We start from the raw sequence: 24,237 nt of genomic DNA on the forward strand, positions 1-24,237 counted from the left end.
AGCGGGCCTCCGGGCCGCCCGGCCCGGCGAACAGGCCTCGGTTTCGCGGAAACACCCGTCGGCCCGCGCTTCCGGCCGCCGTCAGCCGGGCCGGTCCCGCTCGGTCCGCCGGACCACCCTGTCGCGCACCCGTGTGGTCAGCGCGGTCGCGGCGGCGGTGAGGAACACGAAGCTGTAGGCGATCTGCAGGACGGTCACGATCCGCGCCGCCTGGCCCCGGGGGGTGATGTCCCCGTAGCCGACGGTGGCGAGCGTGACCACGGTGAAGTACAGCGCGTCGAGGCGGGTGCGCAGACCGGTGAACTCGCCCGGCTGCTTGGCGAGGGCGTAGTAGGTGGCCGAGAAGACGTGCACGCACAGGACGATCAGCAGGGAGATGACCACACCGGGCCGGGTCTCCGGGCGGTCGACGAGGACGTGACGGATCTGGCGGAGCAGCATCGCGGCCACGAACGTCAGCACCAGGGCGAACAGCAGCCAGCTCAGTACGGGACGCTGCGGGCCCAGATGGTCGAGGGGGAGGAGGAAGTAGGCCACGACCGTGGCCGCCGCGATGCCGGCCCGCACGAGCCAGGGCCGGGCGGCGCGCCAGGCGGTACCCGGGCGGGTGCCGCCCGCCCTCGTGGTGGTGGCCCGGCGCTCGGTCACCGTGCCGTCTCCGGCGCCGCTTTCGGCGGTTCCGCTCCCGCTCCCGGCTCTGTCCGGCGGACCAGCTGGGTGACGACGAAGGCGACCACCGACGCGGTGACGATCAGTGGCATCTGGTCGTACGCGTCCCCGCCCACCAGCAGCACCGCCAGCACCGAACTGGCCAGCGGCAGCCCGGTCACCGCGGCCGCCGCGGCGGAGATGCCGAGGGCGAGGGCCGGGGTCGCGCCGAAACCGGGCAGGCCGGAGCAGGCCATGGCGGTCGCCGTGCCCAGCAGCACGGCCGGGAAGATCGGGCCGCCGCGCAGACTGCCCAGCGCGATGCCCCAGGCCAGCCCCTTGCAGGCGACGAGCGCGACCAGCGCGCCCACGGACCAGGCGTGCGGGTCCGCGGCTAGCTGGGCCAGGGTCGCCTGCCCGGACAGCGCCGCCTCCGCCGGGGAACGGCCGGTGATCAGGGCGTACGCGGCGAGGCAGACGCCGACCGCCGTGGCGCAGGCGACGGTGCGCAGGGCCGTGCGGTGCCGCGTCCAGGAGACGGTCCGGTGGCCCAGCTCGCGGCCCAGCGTGATCAGCACCGCGATCAGCGCCGCCGTCGGGACGCCCCACAGGAAGTCACCCGCGTCCGGGTTGGCGCTCGGCGGCACGTCCTGCAGGGTGAGCGCGCCGATCTTCAGGCCGGTCCACTGACCGAACCCGGTGAAGACCAGGGCGCCCGTCGCGCTGGCCAGCAGACAGGGCAGCAGGAGCACGACCAGTTGGGCACCGGCGAGCCCCGCGCCCTCGATGAGCAGCACCGCCGCCGCCACCGGGCCGCCGAGAATGGTCGAGATCGCGGCGGTGGAGCCGGCGGTCGCGAGGATCGCGCTCGCCCTCGGGTCGTCGGCCGCGCCCGCCCGCCGCACCGCCAGTAGGGCGAGCCCGCTGCCGACGGCCATCAGCGGGGCCTCGGGGCCCAGCACCACACCGAGCGGCAGCGTGGCGAGCGCCGCCAGGACGGTGCCGGGCAGCGCGCGGGGGCCGACGGGCGCGCCGCCCAGCCCGTTCACCGGCAGATGGCCGCCGCCGCCCGGCATCCGGGTCACGATCGGCGCCAGGATCAGCCCGGCGAGCACCAGTGCGGGCAGCGGCCACCACCAGGGCGGGGCGTCGTACCCGGCGGCCTCGGGCAGTGACGTCCACACCCAGTGCTGCAACTCGTGCTGGAGACCGACGAAGAAGAAGCAGGCCAGCGCGATGGGAACGCCCAGCAGTACGCACAGCAGCAACAGCCGCAGATAGCCGGGGCTGAGCAGGGTGCGCCGCAGTGACTGCTCGGCCCGGGCCGGTACCGCGTTCGCCGGCGCGGGATGAGTCGTCACGGGCCCTCCTGGTCCGACGGTCCGCCGTGCGCGTTCGCATGTGCGTTTCAGTAAACGCGAGACGGGGGAGGGCCGCACGCGCACGCTTCCGTTCCGGGGACCGCGACGCGGCCGGACCGGCTTCACCCGTGCGGCGGACCCGTATGGCCGCGGGAGCCGGGTGCCCGCAGGCTCGGAGGGACCTGTCGGCGCCCGGGGGCGCCGGTGGGGGCAGACCCGTACGGGGGACAACGGAAAGGACTCCGCTCATGAGCCAGCACGCCGCACCTTCTCCCGGCAGGCCGACGCACGGCGCAGCGGCCCCGCGGTCGGCGGACCGCACCAGCGGCTGGGTGACCGGCGGCGTCGTCTTCGCGGGCGTACTGCTGCTGCTGAACGGCGCCCTCGCCGTCCTCCAGGGCATCGCGGCCATCGCTGAGGACGACGTCTACGCCCGCGTCGGCAGCTACGTCTACGAATTCAGCCTCACCGGCTGGGGCATCATCCACGTCATCCTGGGCGCGGTGGTGCTCGTCACCGGCTACGGCCTGCTCAAGGGCATGGCCTGGGCGCGCTTCGCGGGCATCTTCCTGGCCTCGCTGAGCCTGGTCGCCCAGTTCCTCTTCCTGCCGTACGCACCCGTCTGGGCCTTGATCGTGATGGCGATCGACGTGTTCGTGATCTGGGCACTGGCCAGCCGGCAGGAGCGGGCTGCCTGAACGCTCGCGGCCGGGCTCCCGGCCGCGAGCAGGTGTGCCGATTCAGCGGCGGTGCAGGCCTCGCGCCAGTGCCGCCGCCGCGCCGACGGCGGCCAGCCCCGTGCCCGCGAGGGCCAGGACCCTGGCCCGCCGCCCCGGGGCCACCGGCCGGGCGCCCGGCGCCGTGCCGTACGCGCTGCCGGAAACGTCCGTGTCGCCCGGGGCGCCGGGGAGCGCCGAGGCCAGCAGCTCCGCCAGGTGCACGCCCTCGTGGCCGCCGCTGTCGAACTCGTGGATCTGCGTCCGGCAGCTGAAGCCGTCGGCGAGTACGACGGTCCCCTCGTCCTCCTCCCGCAGCCGCGGCAGCAGCACCCGCTCCGCGCAGGCCTCGCTGACGTCCAGGTGGCCGCGCTCGAAGCCGAAGTTGCCGGCCAGCCCGCAGCAGCCGGAGTCCAGCCGCTCGGCGTCCACCCCGGCCCGGCGCAGCAGTTCCCGGTCGGCCTCCCAGCCCATGATCGCGTGCTGGTGGCAGTGCACCTGCGCCAGCGCCTTCGCGGACCGGCCGGGCACCCGCGGCGGCTCGTAGCCGGGGGAGTGCTCGGTGAGCAGCTCCGACAGCGTCACCGTCTGCTCGCCCAGCCGCCGCACGTCCTGGTCGCCGGGGAACATCTCCGCCGCGTCCGCCCGGAACACGGCCGTGCAGCTCGGCTCCAGCGCCACCACCAGACCGCCCGCCCGCACGTGTTCCGCCAGTCCGCGCACTGTCCGGGTGAGCACCTTCTCCGCCATCCCGAGCTGTCCGGTGGAGATCCAGGTCAGCCCGCAGCACAGCGGCTCGGACGGCAGTTCCACCCGCCAGCCGGCGTGCTCCAGCACCCGTACCGCCGCCCGTCCGATGTGCGGATGGAAATGGTTGGTGAAGGTGTCCGGCCACAGCAGCACGGTCCCGCGCCGCCCGTCGCCGTACGGCTCGTGGCGGGCGAACCACCGCTCGAAGGTCTGCTCCGCGAACAGCGGCACCTCACGGTCGGCCACCCCCGCCGCCAGCACGGCGGCCTTCGACAGCAGCGGAGCGTGCGTGAGCGCGTTGACCACCGGTGCGAGCCGGGTGCGGCCCACGGCCTGGGCGAGCGCGGGCAGCCAGCCCATCGACCAGTCGGAGCGCGGCCTGCGCCACGGCCGCCCCTCGTAGTGGTGGGACAGGAACTCCGCCTTGTACGTGGCCATGTCCACGTCCGCCGGACAGTCCTTCTTGCATCCCTTGCAGGCCAGGCAGAGATCGAGGGCGTCCTTGACCGCCTCCGAGCGCCAGCCGTCCCGGATCGCGCCGTCCCCGTGCCCGTCGAGCATCTCGAACAGCAGCCTGGCCCGGCCCCGGGTGGAGTGTTCCTCCTCCCGCGTCACCTGGTACGACGGACACATCACCGTGCCGTCACTGGTGTGCTGCCGGCACTTCCCGACGCCCACGCACCGATTGGCCGCCTGGGAGAACGACCCGCCGTCGTGCGGGAACCGGAAGCGCAGGTCGCGGGGCTCGTACGGGGCCCAGTCACCGCCCAGTCGCAGGTTCTCGTCCAGCCCGTACGGCGCGACGACCTTCCCCGGGTTCATCCGGTCCAGCGGATCGAAGACGGCCTTCAGCCGCCCGAACGCCTCGACGAGACCGTCCCCGAACATCCGCGGCAGCAGCTCGCCCCGGCTCTGCCCGTCCCCGTGCTCGCCGGAGAGCGACCCGCCGAACTCGACGACGAGGTCGGCCGCCCGCTCCATGAACCTCCGGTACGTCGCCACCCCGTCCGCGGTGTACAGGTCGAAGGGGATCCGGGTGTGCACGCAGCCCTGCCCGAAGTGGCCGTACAGGCTGGGCCCGGTGTCGCTCAGATAACCGAACTCCTCGAACAGCGCGCGCAGCCGCCGCAGGTAGTCGCCCAGCTTCTCCGGGGCGACCGCCGAGTCCTCCCAGCCCTCGAAGGTGTCGGGCTTGCCCGGGATGTGCGCGGTGGCGCCGAGTCCGGCCTCGCGGACCTGCCACAGGGCCTGCTGGTTCGCCGGGTCGTCCAGGAACGAGCAGTCCGCGTCGTGTTCGCAGCGGTGCACCGCGTCGAGCATCCGGTGGGCCCGCGCGGTCGCCTCCTCGACGGTGTCGCCGCCGAACTGCACCAGCAGGTAGGCGTTCCCGTCGGGCATCTCGGCCAGCGCCTTCTCGTTGAGGCGCTTGATCCGTTCGTCGCGGATCAGCCGGGCGTCGACGCCCTCCAGCGCGATCGGCTCGTGCGGCAGGATGTCCGGCACCGCGTCGGCGGCCCTGTCGATGGTGTCGAACCCGAGGACCATCAGGGTTCGTTCCTTCACCACCGGCACCAGCTCCAGCTCCGCCCGCACAACGGTGACCAGCGTCGACTCGCTGCCCACCAGCAGCCCGGCGACGTCGAAGCCGTACTCCGGCAGCAGTGAGTCCAGGTTGTAGCCGGAGACCCGGCGCGGGACGTCCGGGAACCGGCGGCGGATCTCGTCCGCGTAGGTGTCGCGCAGGGCGCGCAGGCGCCGGTAGACGGTCGCCCGCAGATCGCCCTGCCGCTCGATCCCGGCGTACTCCTCGTCGCCGGTCTCGCCGCACCAGAAGCGGGTGCCGTCGTAGAGCAGCACCTCCAGGCGGGCGATGTTGTCGACGACCTTGCCGTGCGCCTGTGCGGTGGCGCCGCAGGAGTTGTTGCCGATCATGCCGCCGATGGTGCAGTTGGCGTGGGTGGCGGGCTCGGGCCCGTAGCGCAGCCCGTACGGCGCGAGCTGCCGGTTGAGGTCGTCCAGCACGATGCCCGGCTGCACGACGCAGGTACGGGCATCGGTGTCCACCGACTCCACGCGGGTGCAGTACTTCGACCAGTCGAGCACCACACCCGCGTTGGTGCACTGTCCGGCCAGGCTCGTCCCGCCGCCCCGCGACAGCACCGGCGCACCGAACTCCCGCGCCACGGCCACCGCCTCGGCGCCGGCCTCGGGGGTGCGCGGGAGGACCACACCGATGGGCGTCTGCCGGAAGTTCGAGGCGTCCGTGGAGTACGCCGCCCGGCTTCCGGCGTCGAAGCGGACCTCACCGTCGACCCGCTCGCTCAGGGCGGCTCGGAGCGCGACGGTGTCGACCGGCGGCGGCGCCCCCTCACGAGTGACGGGTTCGGGCAGGTCCAGCGCACCCATGGGCTCTCCTTCAGGTGTCGGCACGGCTACAGCGCCCGTGCGTGCGGGCGGCCGGAACTGAGTACCCCGGCGGCCTCGGTGGCAATCACCGGACACGGAGCGTCGCGAACCGTGTCGCTGTTGGGCCGAACGGGTGACTTGGCGTAAGAATTGGCTGGTGCAGGCAATGAAGGCGAGTGAAATCGGGGGAGCCGGTGAACAGCCACGACGTCACCGATGAACAGTGGGAAGGGCTCGCCCAGGTCGTTCCGTTGCGCGGGCGCGACGCATGGCCGTCCGCGGTCGGCCACCGGGCGATGCCGGAGGCGGAGACGGAGACGCGTCGCCGCTTCGTCGTCCTGCGGGTCAACGTGTTCGCGGACGCCCGCGAGGTCGCCGAGATCCTCATGGCGGGCATTCCGGTCCTGCTGGACCTGACCAGCGCCGAGACCGAGGTCGCCAAGCGGGTACTGGACTTCAGTACGGGCGTCGTCTTCGGTCTGGCCAGCGGCATGCACCGCGTCGACCGCAACGTCTTCCTGCTGACGCCGGCCGGGACCGAGGTGAACGGGCTGATGGAGGACGCGGCGGAGGTTCCCGGGGGGTGACGGGACCGGCGGGGCGCGCGGGGCCATGTGCCGGGGACGCTGTCCGAACCCCCAGGTGTGACGGGCGGCCCCGGCCCTGACGGTGCCGTCCCCCGATCGTAGGAACGTCCTCCGGGCGGAACGGTTCGTCATGGGCCGGGCTTCTACGGTCCGCATATGGCCGTGTCAACTGCGTCAACGGTGTCCGTCCCTTCCGCCCCGCCCCACCCGGACCGGCCCCGCATCACGGAGCTGCGGCTGTCCGCCTTCGCCGGGCACCGGCGCGCCGTCCTGCCGCTCGGGCCGCTCACCGTGCTCGCCGGGCCCAGTGGCAGCGGCAAGACCAGTGCGCTCCGGGCGTACGACGCGTTGGCCAGGCTCGGGGGCGGCGCTCAGCTCGGCGCGGTGTTCCCCGACCCGGCCGCCTGCGTGCCGGAGCGGGCCCGGCCCGACGCCCAGCACCGCCGCGGCTTCCGCATCGGCTGCACGGCCGACGGCGCCGCGGGCCCGGTGCACCTGGACGTCGCCGTACAGGCGGAACCGGAACTGCGCATCGTGGGGGAGCGGTTGACGGCGGACGGCGTCGTACTGCTGGAGACGGCCCTGCGCGATCCCGGCCGGCGGGCCGTGCAGGCGGCCTGGCACACGGCCGGGTCCGCGCCGGTGACCCGCGCCCCGCTGCCGGACGACCGGCTCGGCACGCCGCTGCTGCCGCTGCGGGTGGCCGGCAAGACGGACGGGCAGCGCAGGGTGCTGGCCGCGGCCGAGCAGATGGTCGTCGCCCTGCGTTCCGTCTTCGCCTGCGATCCGCGGCCCGGCCGGATGCGGGAGCCCGTGCCCACCGGCTCCGGGCGTCTGCTCGGCGGGTGCGACAACCTGGCCGACGTGCTGTGGCGCACCCGCGCCGAGTGCGGGAGGCGGCACGCGCAGTTCGTCGCGGCGGTGCGCGCCGGATGCGCGGGCCCCGTCGCGGACGTCCTGGCCGAGCCCGTTGCCGGGGGCGTGGTGCGCGCGCTGCTGGACCGGGGTGACGGCACCCGCACCGGCCTCGCGCGCCTCGGCTACGGCGAGCTGCGCTACCTCGCCCTCGCCCTGGTGCTGTTCACCGGCCCCGGTGTGCTGGAGGTCGACCCGGCCGGCGAGGTGCCCGCGGCGCTGCAGACGCTCACCGTCCTCACCGACGGCTTCGACCGCGGCCTGGACGTGCGGCAGCGCGCGGAACTGCTCCGGCTGGCGGTCCGGATGTGCGACCGCGGGCACATCCGCCTCGTCGCGGCGGTCGCCGATGCCGCCTGGGCGGCCGGGACGGACGGCGTCACGGTGGTAGACCTGGGCACGTGACCGATCATCCTCACCCCGCCCCGGACCTCGTGGCGTTGCAGCGCAGGCTGGCCGAGTTCGCGGCGGCGCGGCACTGGCAGCCGTACCACACGCCCAAGAACCTCGTCGCCGCGCTCAGCGTGGAGGCGTCCGAACTCGTCGAGATCTTCCAGTGGTTGACGCCCGAGGAGTCGGCCCGCGTCATGACCGACCCGGACACCGCGCACCGGGTCCGGGACGAGGTCGCCGACGTGCTGGCGTATCTGCTCCAGATCTGCGAAGTGCTCGACGTCGACCCGCTGGCCGCGCTGGCGGCGAAGATCGAGCGGAACGAACTCCGGTTCCCGGTGCGGAAGGACCGGGAGAGCTGAGGGGAGCCGCACACTCCACTATTACTCTCCGCAGTCGCGAACCGGCCAGATATCAAATTGTTGTCCGAAGATTTCCGCCTTCCTCTGGCTTTTCGCCCCACATGCCTTCACTCTGGGTAGTGGGCAACGGAGTTCGGGCGGACGCGCCCTGAGCGCGTCGGAAACAGACGGGGGCAGCGCATGGACGCTGTGCGGCTCATCGTGACGAGTGGGCGGGCCCTGGCAGCCGGCGGCGAGGTGCCGGACATCCTGACGGAGGTGTGGCAGGTGCAGGCCCTGGCACAGGCGATCGGCAGCCGACTGGCGGTCTCCGGACCACCCGAACTGCGCGGTGAGGCACTGGGACTGACCGAGCTGGCGGGCCGCGGCTGCGGAGTGCTGCGCACCCCCGGCCTGGCCCCGGGTGAGCTGCGCGCCGCCCAGCTCACCGAACTGGGCGACGCCCGCCAGGCCCTGATGCGCCTCGGCACGCTGCTGGGGGAGACCGGCATCGCCCTAGTCGGCATCGCCTGCGCCGCGGACGACGAGGCCACGTACTGGCAGTGCATGGAGGCGATCGACGCGGCGGACGAGTCGCGGGACCGGGTCATGGAGATGCTGCGCAAACTGGCGGACCGCGACGCGGGGTTACCGGAGCGGGAGGCCGGCTAGCCATGACACCGCGAGCCGCCGACCGCACCCCCCGCACGCCTCACCCGGCGTGCCCCTCCACCCCCGCCTGCCGCTCCTGGCCCCCGGCCGACTGGAGGTGGTCGGCGTCCAGAGCCGACAGGTCCGCGCTGAGCGCCGCCATGAGTTCCTCCATCTGCTGGAGCAGCCCCTTCGGCCGGGCGTCCGCCCCGCCCTCCTGCGGCACGGTCTCTTCGGACATGATGGCCTCCTCGGCCCCGAGGCCCCCACCGGGGAGGCCGGCACTGGTGGCGCGCCGGCGCACACCGCCCGGCGCGGACGCCGGGCGATCCGGCTCCGCCCCGGCAAACGATCACCGTCCGGCCCGGTCACTGGGCCGCCCCCGCAACAGGCCCGGGACTGACGCTGAATCACCCGCCGAGGGCCGGGAACGCGCCGGGCCGACGGGCGGGGCCTGTGCGACGCTCCCCCGCCGAGCAGGCAGGATGGAGACATGGATCTCCGTATCTTCACCGAGCCCCAGCAGGGGGCCACATACGACACCTTGCTCACCGTGGCGAAGGCCACCGAGGACCTCGGTTTCGACGCCTTCTTCCGCTCGGACCACTATCTCCGCATGGGCTCCGTGGACGGCCTCCCCGGCCCCACCGACGCCTGGATCACCCTCGCCGGCCTCGCCCGGGAGACCAAGCGCATCCGGCTCGGCACCCTCATGACCGCCGGCACCTTCCGGCTGCCCGGCGTCCTCGCCATCCAGGTCGCGCAAATCGACCAGATGTCGGGCGGCCGGGTCGAGCTGGGCCTGGGCGCCGGCTGGTTCGAGGAGGAGCACAGGGCGTACGGCATTCCCTTCCCGAAGGAGAAGTTCGCCCGCCTCGAGGAACAGCTGGAGATCGTCACCGGTCTGTGGGCCACGGAGGCCGGCAAGTCCTTCGACTTCCACGGCAGGTTCTACGACCTCACCGAGTCGCCCGCGCTGCCCAAGCCCGCGCAGGCGAAGGTCCCCGTGCTCATCGGCGGCCACGGTGCCGTCCGTACCCCGCGGCTGGCCGCCCGGTACGCCGACGAGTTCAACATCCCCTTCGCCTCGCTCGAGGACACCGAGCGCCAGTTCGGCCGCGTCCGGGCCGCCGCCGAGGAGGCCGGCCGCCGGGCGGACGCGCTGACCTACTCCAACGCCCTGGTCGCCTGCGTCGGCAAGGACGACGCCGATGTGGCCCGCCGGGCCGCCGTGATCGGCCGCGAGGTCGAGGAGCTGAAGGCCAACGGCCTGGCCGGCTCCCCGGACGAGGTCGTCGAGAAGATCGGCCGCTACGCCGAGGCCGGCGCGCAGCGGATCTACCTCCAGATCCTCGACCTCGACGACCTGGACCACCTGGAGCTGATCTCCTCCCAGGTCCAGTCGCAGCTGTCGTGACGCGGTGACGCTGCCCCCCGAATAACCGAAGGCGCCGGTCACCAGCCCTGTGCGATGGTGTGACCGTCGTCCTGCCGGAGCCCCCGGGAACAACCTCCTGGGGGCTCCCGCGCGTACGGCACCTCGTACGCCGCCTCTTCGAGCCGCTCGGCTGGACGGTCACCGTCGAGTCCGTCCCGCTGGACACCGAGTTCCCCGAGTGGGGCGACTCGCGCTACGTCCGCCTCGAACTGGAGTCCGCGGCGCTGCGGCGCAGGGCCGTCGAGGGCTTCACCGGCGCCGTCCGCGCCGACCACCCCTGGCTCGCCGCGGCACGCCAGCGCCGCCGCATCGAGTGCGACATGGCCCCGATGCCGCTGTAGCCGCGGGTGGCCGGGCGGGGTGCGGGGGCGCCTTGCCCGGCGGTGCGGTCCGCCGGAGTCACGGCACCGCGTCGGTGCGGGCGGGCCGGCCCGCCCCGCCCGCGTCCGCGGCACGGCCCGTCGGACAGGCCCTGCCTAGCCCACGTCCGCAGGTGCCGTCGTCGTCCCGTCCTGGGACGGCGGGGGTGCGAAGGGGGCGGGGGAGGAGGGCCGTGACGCTCGGTCCCGTTCGGCCAAGCGGCGGGTGAGGAGCAGGAGCGGCTGGGTGAACAGGGTCGTGGCGAGCGCCATGAACACGAGCACCGCGTAGAGCGGGGCGCTCAACAGGCCTGCCTGGAGGCCCGCGTTGAGGGCGATCAACTCGGTGAGGCCGCGCGCGCTGAGCAGTACGCCGACGGTCCGCGCGTCGTGCCGGTCCAGACCGCCGAGCCGGGCCGCGAGGGCCCCACTGCCGATCTTCGTCGTGACGGCGAGCACGGTCACCACCAGCAGGACGGCCCAGCCCGTGCCGTCCATGCTGTTCAGCGCCACGGACTGACCCGAGATCACGAAGAAGAACGGCAGCAGCAGCGAGCTGACGTCGTGCAGCGGCCGCAGCAGATCCGGGTCGAGCGTGCCGCCCTCCTCGCGCGGGACCACCACCCCGGCGAGCAGCGCACCGAAGATCACGTGCAGCCCGAGGGAGTGCGTGACCCACGCCGACCCGAGGGCGAAGCCGATGAGCAGCGCCAGCCGCAGCGAGGGCTCCATCCGTGTCCGCCACAGCAGCCGGCGCAGCACCGGCCGGGCCGCGACCGCCATCACGGTGACGAAACCGACGGCGAGCGCGACCCGCCACGGCCAGTCCAGCGCCGTCCCGGAGCCGCCGCTGTCCATCAGCGCCGCCGCCAGCACGGTCCAGCAGACCGCGTCCAGCACCCCGGCCGCGGAGACCGCCACCACGCCGGGCACCGACCGGGACAACCCGTTCTCCCGCACGATGGCCGTCAGCACGGGCACCGCCGTTATCGACAGGGCGACCCCGGCGAACACCACCATCGCGGGGGACAGGTCACGCGGCATGCCCAGGCCGTGCAACTGCTCCCGGAACAGCAGCGCGCCCCCGCAGCCCACGGCCATCGGCACCACGAACGAGGCCAGCGCCACGGTCAGCGAGGCGCGGGCACGGGCACCGAGCATCTTCAGATCCAGTTCGTAGCCCACCGCGAACAGGAAGACCACCAGCGCGAACTGGGCGAAGCCGGTCAGCGCCGGGCCGATCTCCGCCGGGAACAGCGACGCGTACGCGTCCGGTGCCAGCGCTCCGAGCAGGGAGGGGCCGAGCGCGATGCCCGCCGACAGCTGGCCCACGATGTACGGCTGCCTCAGCCGACGGGCCAGCCAGCCGGCCGCGTGGGCGACCACCAGGACGAGAGCCGAGGCACCCACGAAGTGCGTGATCATCGCGTCAGGGCTCATGTGTCTCCCCCGTTGGTCCGGCGGCCATCCGGTGGCAGGCCTGTTCGACGGTCCCCTGTTTCGGCGGCTCCGCGTTCCGACCGTCCGTCGCAGGGCAGCTCCAACCTCTGCAGCATAGAAATGACCTGACGGTGCATCGGAAGTCGTACACGAACTTTCACCTGGGTCACGGGGGGCACATGACGGCGGTCGTCTTCATTCACGACACAGGGGTTCGCGAACCGGGCTTCTCTGCGCTCGTGGGGCGCTTCTCCGCCGGAGTGACGGCCCTGCGCGGCGGACTGCGCATCGTGCCGCACTACTGGGGCGGCGAGCACGGGGCCGCGCTCGCCGCCGGCGGAGCGTGCCTGCCGCCGTCCGGCGGCACCGGCCGGCGCCCCGCCGCGCCGGACGCCGCCGACGACGACACGGCGGTCTGGGCCGCCCTCTAGCCGATCCGTACGCCGAACTCGCCCTCGCCGCCGCCGGGTCCGCCCCGGGGACCGAACTGCCACCGGGCTCCCAGCAGTGCCCGGCTCACCGCGCCGGGACGCCGCCTCGTCGAGGGCCTCGCGCGGACCCTGGACCGCTGGCTGCGTGTACCCGTCGACCCGGCCGACCCCCGGGCGCTGTCCGGCTGGATCGTCGCCCGCGCCACCCTGGACCCGGGCCACGCCACCCGCCGCCCGCTCGCCCGCCCGGAACTGCTCCAGCCGCGGCCCGGCGGCTGAACCGGGCGCACGGGTCTGCCCAAGCAGGGGGTGAACAGGCGCCCGAATGGTCAGGATGGAGACATGGGATTCACAGTCGACTCCGAAGCCGGGCGGCTCACCCGCGTCATCCTGCACCGGCCGGATCTGGAGCTCAAAAGGCTCACCCCCAGCAACAAGGACGCCCTTCTCTTCGACGACGTGCTGTGGGTGCGCCGGGCGCGCGCCGAGCACGACGGGTTCGCCGACGTGCTCCGCGACCGCGGAGTCGCCGTGCACCTCTTCGGCGACCTGCTCACCGAGACCCTCGACGTCCCGGCGGCCCGGCGGCTCGTCCTGGACCGGGTCTTCGACGAGAAGGAGTACGGAGTGCTGGCCACGGACCATCTCCGGGCCGCCTTCGAGACCCTGCCCGCCGGTGAACTCGCCGAGGCCCTGGTCGGCGGCATGACCAAGCGGGAGTTCCTCGACGCGCACCCGGAGCCGACCTCCGTGCGCTTCCACGCCATGGAGCTGGACGACTTCCTGCTCGGGCCGCTGCCCAACCACCTCTTCACCCGGGACACGTCGGCCTGGATCTACGACGGCGTCTCCATCAACGCCATGCGCTGGCCCGCCCGGCAGCGCGAGACGGTCCACTTCGAGGCGATCTACCGGCACCACCCGCTGTTCCGCGAGGAGACGTTCCACCTCTGGTCCGAGGGTCAGGCCGACTACCCCTCCACCATCGAGGGCGGCGACGTCCTCGTCATCGGCAACGGCGCCGTACTCATCGGCATGAGCGAGCGCACCACCCCCCAGGCCGTCGAGATGCTCGCGTACAAACTGTTCGCGGCGGGCTCCGCACGCACGATCGTGGCCCTCGACATGCCCAAGCGGCGGGCCGTCATGCATCTGGACACCGTGATGACCATGGTGGACGGCGACACCTTCACTCAGTACGCCGGGCTCGGCATGCTCCGCTCGTACACCATCGAGCCGGGCGCGGGGGAGAAGGACCTGAAGGTCACCGACCATCCGCCGGAGCACATGCACCGCGCGATCGCCGCGGCCCTGGGCCGGGGCGAGATCCGGGTCCTGACCGCCACCCAGGACGTCCACGCCGCCGAACGCGAGCAGTGGGACGACGGCTGCAACGTCCTGGCCGTCGAACCGGGCGTCGTCGTCGCCTACGAGCGGAACGCCACCACCAACACCCACCTGCGCAAACAGGGCATCGAGGTGATCGAGATCCCGGGCAGCGAGCTGGGCCGGGGCCGGGGCGGACCGCGCTGCATGAGCTGTCCGGTGGAGCGGGAGCCCGTGTAGGGGGCTGCATGGAGGGGCCCTGCATGGAGGGGGCTGGATAGGTGGCCGCACAGTGGACCGTATAGAAATTCATCCGGTCGTATAGACTTCCAGGAGTCAGTCCCCGTCCCTGCACCTCTGGAGCGCCCCCATGGCGACAGTCCCGACCGCCCTCGCCGGCCGCCACTTCCTCAAGGAGACCGACTTCACCGCGGACGAGTTCCGCGGCCTGGTCGATCTGGCCGCGGAGCTGAAGGCCGCGAAGAAGGCCGGGACCGAGACACGGTATCTCCAGGGCAGGAACATCGCGCTGATCTTCGAGAAGACCTCGACGCGCACCCGCTGCGCGTTCGAGGTCGCCGCCGCCGACCAGGGCGCCTCGACGACGTACCTCGACCCGGCCGGCTCGCAGATCGGCCACAAGGAGTCCGTGAAGGACACCGCGCGCGTGCTGGGCCGCATGTTCGACGGCATCGAGTACCGGGGCGACAGCCAGCAGAAGGTCGAGGAGCTGGCCTCCTTCGCCGGCGTCCCCGTCTACAACGGCCTGACCGACGACTGGCACCCCACCCAGATGCTCGCCGACGTGCTGACCATGACCGAGCACAGCGACAAGCCGCTGCACGAGATCACCTTCGCCTACCTCGGCGACGCCCGCTTCAACATGGGCAACTCCTACCTGGTCACCGGCGCCCTGCTCGGCATGGACGTGCGCGTCGTCGCCCCGAAGTCCTACTGGCCCGCCCAGGAGGTCGTCGACCGGGCGAGGGCGCTCGCCGAGTCGAGCGGGGCGCGCATCACCCTCACCGAGACCGTGGACGAGGGCGTGCGCGGCGCCGACTTCGTCGTCACCGACGTCTGGGTCTCCATGGGTGAGCCCAAGGACGTCTGGGCCGAGCGGATCAAGGCCCTCGCCCCGTACGCGGTGACCATGGACGTCCTGCGCGCCACCGGCAACCCGGACGTGAGGTTCCTGCACTGCCTGCCCGCCTTCCACGACCTGGGCACCAAGGTCGGCCAGGAGATCTTCGAGGCCCACGGACTCGACTCCCTGGAGGTCACGGACGAGGTCTTCGAGTCCGCGCACTCGGTCGTCTTCGACGAGGCGGAGAACCGCCTGCACACCATCAAGGCGGTCCTGGTCGCCACGCTGGCCTGACAAGGCGGCCGGCCGGACCCGATGCGTCCGCCGAGCCCGTTATTCTGACCGGCGGCCCGGAGCCACCCCTTCCGGTGCCGCCGGCCGCGACCACCGTCGCGCCCCCGCACCACCAGAAACGAGCACCACCCGCAATGCCCGCTTCCCGTATCAAATCCCCCCACCTCCTCGTCGCCGAATCGGGCGCCGACCGCGAAGGCCATGGCCTGAAGCGCACCATGGGGCTGTTCCAGCTCGTCTGCTTCGGCGTCGGCGCGATCGTCGGCACCGGCATCTTCGTCGGCCTGTCCGACTCGGTGGCCGAGGCCGGCCCGGCCGTCGTCGTCTCCTTCGTGCTGGCCGCCATCACCTGCGTCTTCACCGCGTTCGCCTTCGCCGAGCTGGGCGGCGCGATCCCGGTCTCCGGCTCCTCGTACTCCTTCGCCTACGCCGGACTCGGCGAGCGGACCGCCTTCCTGGTCGGCTGGTGCCTGCTTCTGGAGTACGGCGTGTCCGTCTCCGCGGTCGCGGTCGGCTGGAGCCAGTACGTCAACGAACTGCTCGACAGCGTCCTCGGCATCCAACTGCCGCACGCGCTCTCCGCGGGCCCCGGCGACGGCGGCGCGGTCAACCTGCCCGCGGTGATCGTCATCGCCCTGGCCTGCGTCCTCCTGGTGCGCGGGGTGCGGGAGAGCGCCCGGGCCACGGCCGCGATGGCCGTCCTCAAGCTGGCCGTCCTGGTCGCCTTCTGCGCCATCGGCTTCTACGCCTTCAAGGACGGCAACCTCAGCCCGTTCTCCCCGGCGGGCCTCGGCGGCATCGGCGCCGGCACCACCGCCGCCTTCTTCTCGTACATCGGCTTCGACGCGATCACCACGGCCGGTGAGGAGGCCAGGAACCCGCGCCGGGACATCCCGATCGCCATCCTGGTCTGCATCGGCCTGGTCACCCTGCTCTACTGCGCGGTCGCCGTCGCCGCGATCGGTGCCGTCGGCGGTGACGCGGTCGGCGACCGGCCCGCCGCGCTGTCGTACGTCGTCAACGAGGTCACCGGCTCCACCATCGGTGGCGGCGTGGTCGCCTTCGGCGCGGTCGTCGCCATCGCCTCGGTGGTGCTCGCCGTGATGTACGGCCAGACCCGCATCCTGATGTCCATGTCCCGCGACGGTCTGATCCCGCGCGTCTTCGAGAAGGTCTCGCCGCGCACCGCGACGCCCGTCGCCGGCACGCTCATCGTCGGCGTGGTCTTCGCCCTCCCGGCCGCCTTCGCCCCGCTGGACGCGGTGGTCAACCTGTGCACCATCGGCACGCTGGCCACCATGGCCGCCGTCAACGTCTCCGTGATCGCGCTGCGCCGCCGCGAGCCGGGCCTCGCCCGTACCTTCCGCGTGCCGTTCTACCCGGTGACGCCGCTGCTCGGGGTCGCCTTCTGCCTGTACCTGATCTACGAGACGGGTGCGGCGACCTGGCTCCAGTTCGCGGTGTTCCTCGCGGTGGGCCTGCTGGTGTACACCGCCTACGGGTGCCGGCACTCCCGCCTGGCCCGGGCGGAGGTCACTCCGGAGAGCGGCGCTGAGCGGGTACCGCAGGAAGCCTGAACCAGACGGCCTTGCCGGACCCGGTGGGCCGGTGGCCGCAGGACGAGCTGAGGGCGCGGATCAACAGCAGACCGCGCCCGTGCTCCTGCCAGGGGTCGGGCGGCTCCACACCGGGACGGGTGAGGTCACCGGGCGGCTGCGGGTCCGGATCGTGCACCTCGACCTGACAGCCGGTCGGCAACAGCTCCACGACCAGCTCGATCGGCGACCCGCCGGCCGTGTGCTCGACGGCGTTGGCGACCAGCTCCGCCGTGAGCAGCTCCGCCGTGTCGCCGTCGGCCGTGTGCTCCAGCTCGGCCAGTGCCGCACGCACCAGGGCACGCGCGACCGGCACGGCCGCGGCGGAGTGCGGCAGTGCGATGCGCCAGGAGGCGGGGGCATGGTAGCGATCGTGCACGGCTGGTCCGTTCCGGAGCAGGCTGTCGTCCTGTCCTGCTTTCAACCATATGAATGGTACGGCGCCGCCCGGCAGAGCCGTTCGACGGGCACCTCGCGGGACCTTCGGCCCCGGTACCGGGCTGCCTGCCCAGGTGAGCGCCGTCGCTCGCCCGGATGCTCCCGCTGTTACCGCGCTATTGACGTCCGGTGACTTCCGGCGGACCCTCTATCGCGTGCTCGTGACGACGGTCACGAAGAGGTGATAGCTTCGAGTCGTATCGACATGCAGCCAGACGTAGCGCTCAGTGAGGCCGAGGCCGTGCCCGCCCTAGGAGGCCGCCCGTCATGAGTCCCTTCACCGGCTCCACCGCCCCCACCCCCGACTGGCGGCACCTGCGCGTCGATCGCACCGACGGCGTCGCCACCGTCACCCTCGCACGCCCCGACAAGCTCAACGCGCTCACCTTCGAGGCCTACGCCGACCTGCGGGACCTGCTCGCCGAGCTGTCCCGGGAGCGGTCCGTGCGGGCGCTGGTGCTGGCCGGGGAGGGACGCGGCTTCTGCTCCGGCGGTGACGTCGACGAGATCATCGGCGCGACCCTGTCCATGGACACCGCCCAGCTGCTGGACTTCAACCGGATGACGGGCCAGGTGGTGCGTGCCGTACGGGAGTGCCCGTTCCCGGTGATCGCCGCCCTGCACGGGGTCGCGGCGGGGGCGGGCGCGGTGCTCGCCCTGGCCGCCGACTTCCGGGTCGCCGATCCGTCCGCCCGCTTCGCCTTCCTCTTCACCCGCGTCGGCCTGTCCGGCGGCGACATGGGCGCCGCCTACCTGCTGCCCCGCGTCGTCGGCCTCGGCCACGCCACCCGGCTGCTGATGCTCGGCGAACCGGTCCGGGCGCCCGAGGCCGAGCGGATCGGCCTGATCAGCGAGCTGACCGACGAGGGCCGCGCCGACGAGGCCGCCCAGTCACTCGCCCGCCGCCTGGCCGACGGCCCGGCCCTGGCGTACGCGCAGACCAAGGCCCTCCTCACCGCGGAGCTGGACATGCCGCTGGCGGCAGCGGTGGAACTGGACGCCTCGACCCAGGCCCTCCTGATGAACGGCGAGGACTACGCGGAGTTCCACGCGGCCTTCACGGAGAAGCGCGCTCCGAAATGGAACGGACGGTAGGGATGCCGACTCCCAAGGCGCGGGGCAGCGTCGGTATGCGGCTCCGCCGCGGGGCGCGACCAGCCACGACGCACCCGCAGTCGCGCAACGGCCTCGACCGCCCCCACCGCGTGGCGATCGTCGGCGGCGGCCCCGGCGGCCTCTACACCGCCGCCCTCCTCAAACGCCTCGACCCCGACCGCCAGGTCACCGTCTGGGAGCGCAACGCCCCCGACGACACCTTCGGTTTCGGCGTCGTCCTCTCCGACGAGACCCTGGGCGGCATCGAACACGCCGACCCGGCGGTCTACGCGGCCCTCCAGGCGGACTTCGTCCGCTGGGACGACATCCACATCGTCCACCGAGGCACCCGCCAGACCTCCACAGGACACGGCTTCGCCGCCCTCGGCCGCCGCCGCCTCCTGGAGATCCTGCACGAGCGCTGCCACGCCCTCGGCGTCGAGCTGCGCTTCCGTACCGAGGCCCCGGACCCGGTCCGGCTCGCGGAGGAGTACGACCTCGTCGTCGCGGCCGACGGGGTGCACAGCACCACCCGCGAGGCCCATCGCGAGGTGTTCCGGCCCACCCTCACCGGACACCGCTGCCGCTACGTCTGGCTGGCCGCCGACTTCGCCTTCGACGCCTTCCGCTTCGAGATCGCCGAGACCGAGCACGGCGTGATCCAACTGCACGGATACCCGTACGCGGCCGACGCGTCGACCGTCATCGTCGAGATGCGCGAGGAGGTCTGGCGGGCGGCCGGCTTCGACGAACTGGACGAAGCCGAATCCACCGCACGCTGCGCCAAGATCTTCGCCGATGCTCTCGGCGGCCGGCCGCTGAGGTCCAACAAGTCGGCCTGGACCACCTTCCGCACGGTCGTCAACGAACGCTGGTCGCACGGCAACACCGTCCTGATCGGCGACGCCGCCCACACCGCCCACTTCTCCATCGGCTCCGGCACCAAGCTCGCCGTGGAGGACGCCCTCGCGCTCGCCGCCTGCCTGGAGGAACAGCCGTCGCTCCCCAAGGCACTCGCCGCCTACGAGGCGGAGCGGCGCCCCGTCGTCGCCTCCACCCAGCGGGCGGCCCGGGCCAGCCTGGAGTGGTTCGAGGACCTCCCCCGGTACCTCGGCCGGCCGCCCCGCCAGTTCGCCTTCAACCTGCTCACCCGGAGCCGCCGCGTCACCCACGAGAACCTGCGGCTGCGCGACGCCCGCTTCACCGGCTCCGTCGAGCGCGAGTTCGGCTGCCCGCCCGGCACGCCCCCGATGTTCACCCCGTTCCGGCTGCGCGGCCTGACCCTGCGCAACCGCGTCGTCGTCTCCCCGATGGACATGTACTCGGCCACCGACGGCGTCCCCGGCGACTTCCACCTGGTCCACCTGGGGGCCAGGGCCCTCGGGGGTGCCGCGCTGGTGATGACCGAGATGGTGTGCGTCAGCGAGGAGGGCCGCATCACCCCCGGCTGTGCGGGGCTGTACACCGGCCGGCAGGCCGAGGCGTGGAAGCGGATCACGGACTTCGTGCACGCGCAGGCGCCCGGCACCGCGATCGGCGTGCAGCTCGGGCACAGCGGACGCAAGGGCTCGACCCGGTTGATGTGGGAGGGCATGGACGAACCGCTCTCCGAAGGCAACTGGCCCCTCGTCGCCGCCTCCCCGCTGCCGTACAAGCCCGGCGGCCAGATCCCGCGTGAGCTGTCCCGGGCACAGCTGACGGACATCCGGGAACAGTTCACCGCAGCCGCCGTCCGGGCCTCCCGGGCCGGTTTCGACCTGCTCGAACTGCACTGCGCCCACGGCTATCTGCTCTCCGGTTTCCTCTCCCCGCTCACCAACCACCGCACCGACGCCTACGGCGGCTCACCGGAGAAGCGGCTCCGCTTCCCGCTGGAGGTCTTCGACGCCGTACGCGCGGCGTGGCCCCAGGAGCGGCCCATGACGGTCCGCGTCTCCGCCACCGACTGGGCCGAGGGCGGCACCAGCGCCGAGGAGGCCGTGGCGGTCGCCCGCGCCTTCGCGGCGCACGGCGCCGACGCCGTCGACGTGTCCACGGGGCAGGTCGTGGCCGACGAGCGGCCGGAGTTCGGGCGGTCGTACCAGACGCCGTACGCGGACCGTATCCGGCACGAGGCGGGCGTCCCGGTGATCGCCGTGGGGGCGATCTCCTCCTGGGACGACGTCAACTCGCTGATCCTGGCCGGCCGCACCGACCTGTGCGCCCTCGCCCGGCCCCACCTCTACGATCCGCACTGGACGCTGCACGCGGCGGCCGAGCAGGGCTACGAGGGGCCGGGTGTCGTGTGGCCCGCACCGTACCGGGCGGGCAGCCGCCGTCCGGTGACCGGACGCACCGACGCCCCCAAGCCCAGGCTGGCGCTGCACGGCCCGCGTCAGGACGGGTAGCCCCAGGCCGCGCACATCGGGCGCAGCCGCTCCGGGATCTCGTCCTCCTTCGGCAGCGCGCGCCCCGGCTGCACGGTGCCGGTGCGGATGTTCTCGCGCCAGTCGCCGAGTCCGCGGACCAGCTCGCGGCCGGTCTTCTTGCCGTAGTTCAGCATGGCCGGCGCGTAGTCGACACCGAGGAACTCGCACAGGCGGCGCATCTCGCGCCCGGGGTCGTCGGTGATGTCCTCGTAGCGCACGGAGAAGCCGTCGGCGTCCGCCGTGCGGGCCTCCTCGACGGCCGTCATGTAGCGCAGCACGTCGGTGACGGCGGTGTCGAGCGGCCGCTTGACGGGGTCGGTCTCGTGCCAGGAACGGGCGATCGACTCGGGGTGGCGCAGCAGGAAGACGAAGCGCGCGTCGGGCCAGGCGTCCTTGAGGCGCCGGTACATGTACGCGTTGGCCGGGGTCTTCTCCACGATGAAGTCCTTGCCCGCCTTGACCAGTTCTCGGTGCATGACGCGGTCCCACAGCAGGTGCTCCAGGTCACCTCGCTCCAGACCGAGCGCGCCCATCGCCCGCTCGGAGAACCAGTTGGCGCACGTGACCTCCAGCCGGCCGATGTGCAACTCGTGCGGGGCGTGCAGCCGCGGGTGGGCGCCCAGCATCATGCGCAGCAGCGTGGAGCCGGAGCGGATGGACGAGATGATGAAGACGGGCCGCCGCAGCAGCCGGTCGGTCGCCAGCTCCTCGGCCGACGGACATCGGTACGTGGCCGCCGGCCGCTCCGCGGGCTGCGGCGGGGCGGACCTCTTCCCCTTCGCCGCCTGGGGTGCTCTCCGCACCTGGAGGCCGGTGGTGGCGGTGAGGGCCCGGTTCAAGTTGCGCGCGAGACTCATGCGTCCGCACGGTAGGTGAGAAACCTGAGAAGAGGATCTGAGAAGGCTGAGGGTTCCCTGATCGCGAAGAAGTGTGACGCGAGTCACTCGCCAGAGTTCATGGGCTCCCCGGGCTCCCCGGGCTCCCCGGGCTCCCCGGGCTCCCCGGGCGCCGCGTAGACCGCGCCCGCGTCGCGCAGCCGCTCGTGCAGGTCCCGGAAGACGGCCGCCGAGCGTCTGCCCGGCCAGTCCTCGGGCAGCAGCCGGTCGGGCAGCCCCGGGTCGGCGTAGGGCAGGTGGCGCCAGGAGTCCAGGACGAGGAGGTAGTCGCGGTAGGCGTCCTCGGGCGGGGTGTCGGCCCGGCGCTCCCAGTCGTGCAGCACGCGCGCGTGGCGGTCGAGGAACGCCTCGTGCTCCTTGGCGATCGCGGCCAGGTCCCACCAGCGTGCCGCCGCCTCGGCGGTCGGCGTGAAGCCCAGGTGCTCACCCCGGAAGAAGTCCACGTACGAGTCCAGGCCCAGGCGGCCCAGCGCGTGCCGGGTCTCCTCGTACAGGCGGGCCGGGGCGATCCACACGCCGGGGGCCGCGGTGCCGAAGCCGAGGCCGGCCAGGCGGGAGCGCAGCACGTGCCGCCTCTGCCGCTCCGACTCGGGCACGGAGAAGACGGCGAGCACCCAGCCCTCGTCCTCGTAGGGTGCCGTGGCGTAGATGCGCCGGTCGCCGTCCTCCAGCAACTGCCGTGCCTCGGTGGAGATCTCGTACCCGGCGGCGCCCTCGGCCGTACGAGCGGGCAGGAGCAGCCCGCGCCGCTTCAGCCGGGACACCGACGAGCGCACGGAGGGGGCGTCCACCCCGACCGCGGCCAGCAGCCGGATCAGCTCGGCGACGGGAACCGGGCCCGGCGCGAAGCGTCCGTACGCGCCGTAGAGCGTGACGATCAGGGATCTCGGGGTGTGCTGCGCGTGCTGGTCGGACACGTTGATCATCTTATGTCCTCGGCATTACGCCTGGTCACTTCCCAGACGACCGGGCGGGGCCAGGAGCCGGTAACGCTGTAGCTTTCCCGTCGCCGTGCGCGGCAGCGCCTCCAGGAAGACGATCTCGCGCGGGCACTTGTACGGCGCCAGCTCGGAGCGGAGGAACGCGCGCAGCGCGTCGGCGTCCCGCTGGGCGCCCTCCTTCAGTACGGCGTGGGCCACCACGACCTGTCCGCGGTTGGCGTCGGCCCGGCCCACCACCGCCGCTTCCACCACGTCCGGATGCCGGAGCAGCGCGTCCTCCACCTCCGGTCCGGCGATGTTGTACCCGGCGGTGATGATCATGTCGTCGGCGCGCGCCACGTACCGGAAGTACCCGTCGGGCTCGCGGACGTAGGTGTCGCCGGTGATGTTCCAGCCGTCGCGCACGTACTCCCGCTGCCGCGGATCGGCGAGATACCGGCAGCCCACCGGCCCGCGCACCGCCAGCAGCCCGGGCTCCCCGTCGGCCACCGGCGCGCCGTTCACGTCCTGCACGCGCGCCTGCCAGCCCGGCACCGGAACACCCGTCGTGCCGGGCCTGATGTCCCCGTCGGCCGCGGAGACGAAGATGTGCAGCAGCTCGGTGGCGCCGATGCCGTTGATGACGCGCAGGCCGGTGCGCTCGTGCCAGGCTCGCCAGGTGGCCGCGGGCAGGTTCTCGCCCGCCGAGACGCAGCGGCGCAGGCAGGTCACGTCGTACGCGTCCAGCTCGTCGAGCATCGCGCGGTACGCCGTCGGCGCGGTGAACAGGACCGACACCCGGTGCTCGGCGACGGCGGGCAACAGCTGCCGGGGGCCCGCCTGTTCGAGGAGCAGCGCGCTCGCCCCGGCCCGCATCGGGAAGACCACCAGCCCGCCGAGCCCGAAGGTGAAGCCGAGCGGCGGACTGCCCGCGAAGAGGTCGTCGGGGCGCGGTTTCAGTACGTGCCTGGAGAAGGTGTCGGCGATCGCCAGCACGTCGCGATGGAAGTGCATGCAGCCCTTGGGGCGCCCGGTGGTGCCCGAGGTGAAGGCGATCAGCGCCACGTCGTCGGCCGCCGTGTCCACGGCCGGGTACGGCGTGCCGGGCACCGGGCCGGCTTGGGTACGCGTCAGCAGGTCGTCGGGCGCGTCCCCGCCGTACGTCGTGATCCGCAGTCCGGGAATCTCCGCCTTGGCGAGGTCGTCGACGGCCCGGACGTCGCACAGGGCATGGCGCACCCGGGCGATCTCGCAGACGGCACGCAGCTCGTGCGGGCGCTGCTGGGCCAGTACGGTGACCGCCACCGCGCCCGCCTTCAGCACCGCCAGCCAGCAGGCGGCCAGCCACGGGGTGGTGGGGCCGCGCAGCAGCACCCGGTTGCCCGGGACGACGCCGAGGTCGCCGGTGAGGAGATGGGCGAGCAGGTCCACGCGGGCCCGCAGCCTGCCGTAGGTCCAGTCGTCGCCGGACGCGGTGCGGAAGACCGGGCGGTCGTCGGCCGGGCCGGTGAGCAGCTCGGCGGCGCAGTTCAGCCGGGCGGGGTAGCGCAGCTCCGGCAGGTCGAAGCGGAGTTCGGGCCACTGGTCCGGGGGAGGGAGGTGCTCGCGCGCGAAGGTGTCGACGTGGGCGGAACGGTGCGGCTCCGCGCGGTGCGGATCTGCCATGGCGGTTCGCCCCCTTTGTCGTGGTGGGCTCGCGCAACGAGCGTATCGTGTTGGTGACGGCAGTCAACGGTGCGCGATAA

At 72.9% G+C, this 24,237-nt stretch carries 21 protein-coding genes and 1 pseudogene; 13 read left to right on the top strand and 9 right to left on the bottom strand.

Features of this window, described 5'->3' with window-relative positions; translation table 11 throughout:
* Positions 1-81: 81 nt before the first annotated feature.
* Entirely contained in the window at positions 82-567 is a 486-nt protein-coding gene (locus tag ACIQ1J_RS13620) for a potassium channel family protein (protein ID WP_403557188.1), read from the bottom strand.
* Positions 568-644: 77 nt separating this feature from the next.
* Positions 645-2,009, bottom strand: coding sequence for a chloride channel protein (locus ACIQ1J_RS13625; protein WP_210963981.1), 1,365 nt, complete (start codon positions 2,007-2,009; stop codon positions 645-647).
* Between the two features lie 248 nt (positions 2,010-2,257).
* Between ACIQ1J_RS13625 and ACIQ1J_RS13630 the strand changes: the two genes are divergently transcribed.
* Complete coding sequence (locus ACIQ1J_RS13630) at positions 2,258-2,707, top strand: hypothetical protein (protein ID WP_403556899.1); 450 nt, start codon at positions 2,258-2,260, stop codon at positions 2,705-2,707.
* A 42-nt stretch (positions 2,708-2,749) separates the two neighbouring features.
* Here ACIQ1J_RS13630 and ACIQ1J_RS13635 read toward each other — a convergent pair whose 3' ends face one another.
* Positions 2,750-5,881, bottom strand: a complete 3,132-nt coding sequence (locus ACIQ1J_RS13635; protein ID WP_403556900.1) for an FAD-binding and (Fe-S)-binding domain-containing protein — start codon at positions 5,879-5,881, stop codon at positions 2,750-2,752.
* Between the two features lie 194 nt (positions 5,882-6,075).
* On the opposite strand from ACIQ1J_RS13635, the gene ACIQ1J_RS13640 reads away from it, so the two are divergent.
* From ACIQ1J_RS13640 to ACIQ1J_RS13655, 4 genes are all read left to right on the top strand, one after another.
* Positions 6,076-6,468 (top strand): cell division protein SepF, encoded by a 393-nt coding sequence (locus ACIQ1J_RS13640; RefSeq protein ID WP_307852253.1) that lies wholly within the window; start codon positions 6,076-6,078, stop codon positions 6,466-6,468.
* Between the two features lie 156 nt (positions 6,469-6,624).
* Complete coding sequence (locus tag ACIQ1J_RS13645) at positions 6,625-7,788, top strand: ATP-binding protein (RefSeq protein ID WP_403556901.1); 1,164 nt, start codon at positions 6,625-6,627, stop codon at positions 7,786-7,788.
* A complete protein-coding gene (locus tag ACIQ1J_RS13650; protein ID WP_403556902.1) occupies positions 7,785-8,138 on the top strand; it encodes a nucleotide pyrophosphohydrolase in 354 nt (117 codons plus the stop codon). The genes ACIQ1J_RS13645 and ACIQ1J_RS13650 overlap by 4 nt, the downstream gene beginning before the upstream one ends.
* A gap of 180 nt (positions 8,139-8,318) precedes the next feature.
* On the top strand, positions 8,319-8,789 hold the full coding sequence (locus tag ACIQ1J_RS13655; RefSeq protein WP_210963975.1) for a DUF6099 family protein: 471 nt from the start codon (positions 8,319-8,321) through the stop codon (positions 8,787-8,789).
* 40 nt (positions 8,790-8,829) lie between these two features.
* On the opposite strand, the gene ACIQ1J_RS13660 is transcribed toward ACIQ1J_RS13655, so the two are convergent.
* Positions 8,830-9,009: a hypothetical protein gene (locus tag ACIQ1J_RS13660; protein ID WP_403556903.1), complete on the bottom strand. Its 180-nt coding sequence runs from the start codon at positions 9,007-9,009 to the stop codon at positions 8,830-8,832.
* Between the two features lie 252 nt (positions 9,010-9,261).
* Between ACIQ1J_RS13660 and ACIQ1J_RS13665 the strand changes: the two genes are divergently transcribed.
* A complete protein-coding gene (locus ACIQ1J_RS13665; protein WP_403556904.1) occupies positions 9,262-10,185 on the top strand; it encodes an LLM class F420-dependent oxidoreductase in 924 nt (307 codons plus the stop codon).
* A gap of 122 nt (positions 10,186-10,307) precedes the next feature.
* Positions 10,308-10,433: pseudogene (locus ACIQ1J_RS13670) on the top strand (hypothetical protein); the annotation flags it as partial.
* A 249-nt stretch (positions 10,434-10,682) separates the two neighbouring features.
* On the opposite strand, the gene ACIQ1J_RS13675 reads toward ACIQ1J_RS13670, so the two are convergent.
* Positions 10,683-12,005 carry a cation:proton antiporter gene (locus ACIQ1J_RS13675; protein ID WP_403556905.1) on the bottom strand — a complete coding sequence of 441 codons (1,323 nt, stop codon included), beginning with the start codon at positions 12,003-12,005 and terminating at the stop codon, positions 10,683-10,685.
* 239 nt (positions 12,006-12,244) lie between these two features.
* On the opposite strand from ACIQ1J_RS13675, the gene ACIQ1J_RS13680 reads away from it, so the two are divergent.
* The 4 genes from ACIQ1J_RS13680 to ACIQ1J_RS13695 all read left to right on the top strand — a co-directional run bounded on the left by ACIQ1J_RS13680 (position 12,245) and on the right by ACIQ1J_RS13695 (position 16,717).
* Positions 12,245-12,436: a hypothetical protein gene (locus ACIQ1J_RS13680; RefSeq protein ID WP_403556906.1), complete on the top strand. Its 192-nt coding sequence runs from the start codon at positions 12,245-12,247 to the stop codon at positions 12,434-12,436.
* 342 nt (positions 12,437-12,778) lie between these two features.
* Positions 12,779-14,002, top strand: a complete 1,224-nt coding sequence (locus tag ACIQ1J_RS13685) for an arginine deiminase (protein ID WP_210963971.1) — start codon at positions 12,779-12,781, stop codon at positions 14,000-14,002.
* Positions 14,003-14,132: 130 nt separating this feature from the next.
* Positions 14,133-15,140, top strand: coding sequence for an ornithine carbamoyltransferase (argF, locus tag ACIQ1J_RS13690; protein ID WP_403556907.1), 1,008 nt, complete (start codon positions 14,133-14,135; stop codon positions 15,138-15,140).
* 134 nt (positions 15,141-15,274) lie between these two features.
* Complete coding sequence (locus ACIQ1J_RS13695) at positions 15,275-16,717, top strand: amino acid permease (protein WP_403556908.1); 1,443 nt, start codon at positions 15,275-15,277, stop codon at positions 16,715-16,717.
* Here ACIQ1J_RS13695 and ACIQ1J_RS13700 read toward each other — a convergent pair.
* Positions 16,674-17,114: an ATP-binding protein gene (locus tag ACIQ1J_RS13700; protein ID WP_403556909.1), complete on the bottom strand. Its 441-nt coding sequence runs from the start codon at positions 17,112-17,114 to the stop codon at positions 16,674-16,676. The two genes, ACIQ1J_RS13695 and ACIQ1J_RS13700, sit on opposite strands and share 44 nt — an antisense overlap.
* A gap of 326 nt (positions 17,115-17,440) precedes the next feature.
* Between ACIQ1J_RS13700 and ACIQ1J_RS13705 the strand changes: the two genes are divergently transcribed.
* On the top strand, positions 17,441-18,268 hold the full coding sequence (locus ACIQ1J_RS13705; RefSeq protein ID WP_403556910.1) for an enoyl-CoA hydratase family protein: 828 nt from the start codon (positions 17,441-17,443) through the stop codon (positions 18,266-18,268).
* 2 nt (positions 18,269-18,270) lie between these two features.
* Positions 18,271-20,655: a bifunctional salicylyl-CoA 5-hydroxylase/oxidoreductase gene (locus tag ACIQ1J_RS13710; protein WP_403556911.1), complete on the top strand. Its 2,385-nt coding sequence runs from the start codon at positions 18,271-18,273 to the stop codon at positions 20,653-20,655.
* Here the strand turns inward: ACIQ1J_RS13710 and ACIQ1J_RS13715 are convergent.
* The 3 genes from ACIQ1J_RS13715 to ACIQ1J_RS13725 form a co-directional block, all read right to left on the bottom strand.
* Positions 20,643-21,533: a sulfotransferase gene (locus ACIQ1J_RS13715; RefSeq protein ID WP_210963965.1), complete on the bottom strand. Its 891-nt coding sequence runs from the start codon at positions 21,531-21,533 to the stop codon at positions 20,643-20,645. The genes ACIQ1J_RS13710 and ACIQ1J_RS13715 overlap by 13 nt on opposite strands.
* 83 nt (positions 21,534-21,616) lie before the next feature.
* On the bottom strand, positions 21,617-22,498 hold the full coding sequence (locus tag ACIQ1J_RS13720) for a PaaX family transcriptional regulator C-terminal domain-containing protein (RefSeq protein ID WP_403556912.1): 882 nt from the start codon (positions 22,496-22,498) through the stop codon (positions 21,617-21,619).
* Between the two features lie 15 nt (positions 22,499-22,513).
* Positions 22,514-24,220, bottom strand: a complete 1,707-nt coding sequence (locus ACIQ1J_RS13725; protein ID WP_403557189.1) for an AMP-binding protein — start codon at positions 24,218-24,220, stop codon at positions 22,514-22,516.
* Positions 24,221-24,237: the final 17 nt, after the last annotated feature.

The organism is Streptomyces sp. NPDC097107, from assembly GCF_044762405.1.
GTDB lineage: Bacteria > Actinomycetota > Actinomycetes > Streptomycetales > Streptomycetaceae > Streptomyces > Streptomyces thinghirensis.